The sequence below is a fragment of the Xenorhabdus entomophaga genome, assembly GCF_037996725.1.
GTDB lineage: Bacteria > Pseudomonadota > Gammaproteobacteria > Enterobacterales > Enterobacteriaceae > Xenorhabdus > Xenorhabdus khoisanae.
The window spans coordinates 1-5,236 of sequence record NZ_JBBMXH010000165.1 but is presented as its reverse complement, the minus strand read 5'-3'; the positions used below and the strand labels follow the sequence as shown (position 1 = coordinate 5,236).

Below are 5,236 nucleotides of genomic sequence, written 5' to 3'. Positions count from 1 at the left end.
GCTTACCGAGATCGATACCAATGAGTGTGACGTTTTGCATGATGGCCTCTCCAGAAAAAAATACCCTGTTAGAGTATCGTTCACAAGGTAGGGGGCGACCATCTCATTATGACTGGCATCAGGCCGATATCATCGCAGCATTACGTAAACGTGGTACAACCTTGGCGGCTCTCTCCCGTGAGACAGGACTCAGTTCATCAACATTAGCAAATGCACTCAGCAGACAGTGGCCTAAAGGCGAGTGGATAATTGCAAACTATCTTGGCATCCACCCCTCTGAAATTTGGCCTAGCCGCTATTTTAATCAGCGTGGTCAGCTTATTGAGCGTAAAGTTCGCAGTAAACCACAGGAATAACCCGCTGTAATTTGTGATCGATGTCGTAAAAATGAATATTTTTTATCTCAAGCCCTGAGCGTAAAATGTCAGCAAAATCTGACCGTTTTTAACCCTCACGGCTTTTTTGCTTTAAGATGATTGAAAAGCATACAATAAACGATATAACTAAGCTAAATCAGTCAGATAGGAAAGAAGAAGCAAGGAAAAAAACTTAGGGGCATTAAAAGGGGCATAAAAGAAAGGTAAGGTTATAGACTTTTTAGATTCAACAAGTTACCATGTTTTTCGATTCCGAGTCCGGCACCAAGTTTCCACGCGGGTTTGTCTTAGGTTGTTAAATTTCCTGACAAAAGCGCAAAAAAGAATCAATCGTTAATAAAATGTCAACCCTAATCAGTCCAATTTGTACTATTACGGTGTTTAAGAACATTTTAGACAAGAGTTCAGGGTGACTGTTTTTCAGTTACCCTTTCCTTGTTTAAGGTAATGATTTCAGTAATTGATTCTGATGTCAAGTGAGGTATAAACTTCACAGGATACCGGATCGGTATCAATCATCTTTTCATACCCTCCATTGTTGATGCAGGGCAGTTCAATCAATCCCATCCTCCTGACTGAAACCCGCCCTGTTCTTTTTAATCCGTTTTATTCCTTCTCACCGGAACGCTCATCAGAACGATCCGTGTACAACCCCAGTTCCCGCTCCAGTGTTTTTCCCGTCACTTCCATATCGAGATCAATGTACTCCATCGTGGTCGCGACATTACGGTGCCCCAGTAGTCTTTTCACCAACGGCAGGTTCCGATCCGGCGCTTTCATCAGCGTTGTTGCCATGGTATGGCGAAAGCGGTGGGGAGAGACGGCAAAACCACATTCTCTGGACAGCCTGCGGAAGAAAGAGCGGAGCTGTTGTTTTTCCCTGCCGATATCGTATTTGTAACGGGAAAGCCGGCTTTGGTGCGGTACATTCAACCGGCTGAGGTCAAAAATCGGATCATCAGCTTCGGCACCTGCCGCTGTTGTCCGTTCAATTAATTGCGCCAGCCGGGGTTTGAGTGGCTGGACAATCGGCACCTCCCATTCACAGTGGTTTTTACTGCCTTCAAGGCCCAGTTCAATATAATTGCTTTCCAGATTGATATCCCGCAGCCGCAGGTGCAACAACTGGTTTTGGCGTATCCCCGTAAAACGTAATGTTGCCAGTACCGTCATCCAATACCAGGTCGGGTATAATGCACAACGCCCTCCCCGTTGAACCGCCCCGATTCTTTCTTCCTCAGCAAATTTCCCCATCACCAGGTTCATGCGGTTTATCTGTGAGTCACTCAGGATCTTCTTCTTTTTCTTCTCTTTTTTCACTGCAGCCTCGTTAAACGGGTTCTCAGTGTGCGGCAACAGTTTTTGCTCCATGCCGAAATTAAAGATTGCCCGCATGTGAGCCACCTTATTGTTCCAGGTGTGGCTCGACTGCTTTTTCTCCAGCAGAAGATGACGCCGCCACCGCAACACATCCCGGTGAGTGACCTGCGCCGGTGAGACCGCTTCCCCCATAAACCGGGTAAAGCCCTTCGTCACTTTACGGTAACTCCACTCGGTATCCGGTCTCAGGATATGTGAAAAAAAGTACTCGTCTAATAATTCTTCCCAACCCATTATTTCTTCTGTTCCGTGCATCATTTTTTTCCTGTTATCAACAACACAACCCAGCGGCTTTTCGATATAGCAAGCCGTAAATCATTCTGTTAAAAATCAATCACAAATTGAAATTATTTCATTATTAATATCATGACGACTCCTCCCTGGCGGGAGCAACGTTTTCTGGTTGCCTGCCTGTGCGTTTGCCTATTTTCAAATCGTTATCGTTCTCATTTGCATTAACGGACAATGAAAATTCATCATTTGATTGAAATAATGACAATAACGTCCGGGTATCATCCTCCGTCGATGGAGAGGGATTTTTCATTTCATTTGCGGAAGCAGCCGATTGGATTTCCGGCCTTGTACCGGCTTCGGAAGCCAGGGCCGTTTCGGCTGCCGTTGGCAAAACCGCCTGTTTTACCAACGGGGAATGAACCTGCCCGGCAGCATCCTGAAGCAACGCGTCAATCAGGGGTACGGAAGAGGGGCGACCATTGAGGTGCAACATCAGGCAGTGCCAGGCTTCCGGCACGGAAACCAGCCACATAATGGCTTTTTCCGGTAACAAACTGGCGGCCAGCAAGGCTTCCTGTGGCACAGTCAGGGCATTTTCCGGTGTGCGAAAACGGAAAAGAAAAGGGTTACCGGGGACACAGACACCCGGCTGCCAAAAGTGTCCGTCATCCAGCTCCCCTTCCAGTTGCCGCAACAGGGGCAAGTGATAAAACAACGCTGCCCAGAACACCACCGCCTGCCATAACACACTCTGGGCGGCCTGCGTTTCCGGTGCCGCCCCCGGCGGTAACAGATGCCCTTTAGCCAGCCGCACGGCACAGGTGGTAAATTGCAGCGTCAGGTCAGCAAATCCCCCTGCCCCTGACCAGTCACCTTCCGGTGTCGCGGGCACCTGCTGGACACTGCCCAGCAATTGCTTCACCGGCGCAAGATAAAAACGCTGATACAGCCCTTCCGGCAAGGCACTGTTTTGCCATAATTGTTGCAGGTACTGACGGCGCAGCGGGGTGGCCAACAACTCATCCGCCGATTGCGGCTGGAAATAACCCCGACAATCACGAATGGTCTCCGGCGGTGGTGCTGATGATTTTTTCTGTGCAGCAGACTGACGGATAAAATGGGATTTAAGACGCTGAAACATGGCTTTTCTCCTTCGGTTCAAATTGGGCCCAGTGTCGGTGAATCCCAGTCTGAAACAAGGAAAAACTCTTTATGCGGAAATGAAAATTAAACTGGCACGATTCATCCATTGACTCGCTTACTCAATCAGCTTAATTTTCACTATAAATCAATCTATTAATATGATTTAAAAATAAAAAGCGCCCCGAAAGGCGCATTAGAGTAATAGGATAGAGGCTGAAAAAATTCAGGCTGCCTGTGGCTGTTGATACTCCCGTAAACGGCCCGACCAGTTACCCAGATAATGGGCGGGCGTGTAACGTGTCCGTTTGCTGCCGCCATCATCCAGCGCATTGCCGATAGTGACCGCGGCCGGAATGCCGGTCAGGGAAAGCTGGACGTAAGCCATCACCGCGGCCAGCGGATCAATATCAATCGCTGACACCCACAGGCTGCATAACGGATCATGCCCCTGCTCTCTCAAGACGTCAGCGGCGGCCAGTGTCATGCAGCCCGCCCCACAAGCCGGCTCGTACAGGGTCACGAAAGGTTGCTCCTGCAAGCGTGCGGAGACATCCTGCAACTGCATCTCTGCCATCATTCTGGCCACTTCCCAGGGCGTAAAAAACTGATTGAGGGCTTTATCCCCCAATCCCAGCTGCATAAACACACTGCCCAGAAAATCGCAGGGTTCCTGCGCCAATCCAAGAACGGTATAGGAAAACAGCTGCACAATCCGGTCAACATCTTCCCGTTCGTACTTTTTGATGGTTTTCAGGTAATACTGCTCCAGTTCCTCACAGTAACAGTATTTATTGTGAATGGCGGCCATCGCACAATTGCAAAAATCCTGAAAGACCGGGTAACGACGGTGGCAACGCGCCGTCTGGTTAAACAGTTCGATAAATTCTTTCTGGTGATTCGGTTGTGATGACATCACGTGTTTTCCTTGCAAAAAAATAAAAGGGAAACACGTTCCGAAAAGGGAAAATGTTTCCCCTTTCGGTTGAAGTGAAGATAAAACAATAAATTAATAATGAGTTAAACAACGCGTTATTGCCCAACGGCGATGGCCGGCACGGGCAGGTTCACCTCCCGCTTTTCCTCGTTGACCAGATAAAGCGCCGGCCGGTTCTCCCGTCCTGACTGCCCGTTGCCGCTGTCCACATGCTCGCCCTGATCATAGCAATCGTAGCCTTTGAGCTGACCTGATGATTCGCTGTACCAGTGACGGATTTCACAGTCAAACACCGATGACAGCTCGCCCATCAGCTCAGCAGACGGCGGTGCCCACGGAGAGTCAAAACGCACGGTTAAGCTGCTGACATTGCGGCGCTCCCAGCGGACATGGTGACCCAACGGCCATTCCATACCGTATTGTCCGTCGTAAAACTGCGCCGCAGTCGCGATGCCTTTCAACAAGCCACTGTTACCGTTAACCTCAGTCGCCAGCCGGGTCGGCATTATCATCAGCATATCGCAGGGCTGGGCTGATGCCGGGTAAGCGTTCAGCTTATCCCAGCATGCCCCGATATCGGGCGTGTCAGACCAGCCCACCATCCCAAACCAGTCGGTATACTGGCGGGTCAGGAGACGGGCGATACTGTCACGTGCCAGTTCCGGTACGCTTTCCCAGCGCACCAGGCTGAGGCCGGACTGACGGTACAGGTTATCTATCCGTTTAATGTTGTCGCTGCTTAACGGCACATTATCCTGCAATAACTTTAGCCACTGTTCAAAAGCCAGGTTCTGCGCCGTCGGTGCCGCCGTGCTGCGCACCAGCTCCGGATAAGGCGCATAGGTTTGCGGTTTGGTGGGTTTCAGTATTCCCGCACACCCCGCCAGAAATAACCGCAGGCTTTGCAGCACCGCCTGGCGGTAACGGGGGATTTCTTCACCGCAGACCCATTGTTGCATTATGTCAATACACACCGACTTGCCGGTGATTTCCAGTTGATTGGTGACCCATTCTGCCATGGTCAGGTTCCTCATTGAATTGATAAGAATAAACCGGCGGAACCGCACCATCAGGGCACAATTCCCCCGATGGGTGATAAAAAAAATGGGTTACTCGGACGGTGACCCGCTGGCCTGACTGAGCAGCGTTTCGGTAATACCGCTGTCGA

5 protein-coding genes are annotated in these 5,236 nt (G+C 50.0%); 1 reads left to right on the top strand and 4 read right to left on the bottom strand.

Annotated elements, in window-relative coordinates; genetic code table 11:
* Window positions 1-65 precede the first annotated feature (65 nt).
* Window positions 66-356, top strand: coding sequence for a helix-turn-helix domain-containing protein (locus AAC854_RS21065; RefSeq protein WP_340618804.1), 291 nt, complete (start codon window positions 66-68; stop codon window positions 354-356).
* Window positions 357-983: 627 nt separating this feature from the next.
* On the opposite strand, the gene AAC854_RS21060 is transcribed toward AAC854_RS21065, so the two are convergent.
* From AAC854_RS21060 to AAC854_RS21045, 4 genes are all read right to left on the bottom strand, one after another.
* Window positions 984-2,012, bottom strand: a complete 1,029-nt coding sequence (locus tag AAC854_RS21060) for a tyrosine-type recombinase/integrase (protein WP_340618803.1) — start codon at window positions 2,010-2,012, stop codon at window positions 984-986.
* A 109-nt stretch (window positions 2,013-2,121) separates the two neighbouring features.
* Window positions 2,122-3,132: a TraI domain-containing protein gene (locus AAC854_RS21055; protein WP_340618802.1), complete on the bottom strand. Its 1,011-nt coding sequence runs from the start codon at window positions 3,130-3,132 to the stop codon at window positions 2,122-2,124.
* Between the two features lie 225 nt (window positions 3,133-3,357).
* Complete coding sequence (locus tag AAC854_RS21050; RefSeq protein WP_340618801.1) at window positions 3,358-4,047, bottom strand: N-6 DNA methylase; 690 nt, start codon at window positions 4,045-4,047, stop codon at window positions 3,358-3,360.
* Between the two features lie 116 nt (window positions 4,048-4,163).
* Window positions 4,164-5,087, bottom strand: a complete 924-nt coding sequence (locus AAC854_RS21045) for a DUF1281 domain-containing protein (protein WP_340618800.1) — start codon at window positions 5,085-5,087, stop codon at window positions 4,164-4,166.
* Between the last annotated feature and the right edge of the window lie 149 nt (window positions 5,088-5,236).

Bases quoted from the DNA above. Each gene is read 5' to 3' on its own strand.
- AAC854_RS21060 (WP_340618803.1), bottom strand. From the start codon at position 2,012: ATGCACGGAACAGAAGAAATAATGGGTTGGGAAGAATTATTAGACGAG.
- AAC854_RS21055 (WP_340618802.1), bottom strand. From the start codon at position 3,132: ATGTTTCAGCGTCTTAAATCCCATTTTATCCGTCAGTCTGCTGCACAG.
- AAC854_RS21050 (WP_340618801.1), bottom strand. From the start codon at position 4,047: ATGTCATCACAACCGAATCACCAGAAAGAATTTATCGAACTGTTTAAC.
- AAC854_RS21045 (WP_340618800.1), bottom strand. From the start codon at position 5,087: ATGGCAGAATGGGTCACCAATCAACTGGAAATCACCGGCAAGTCGGTG.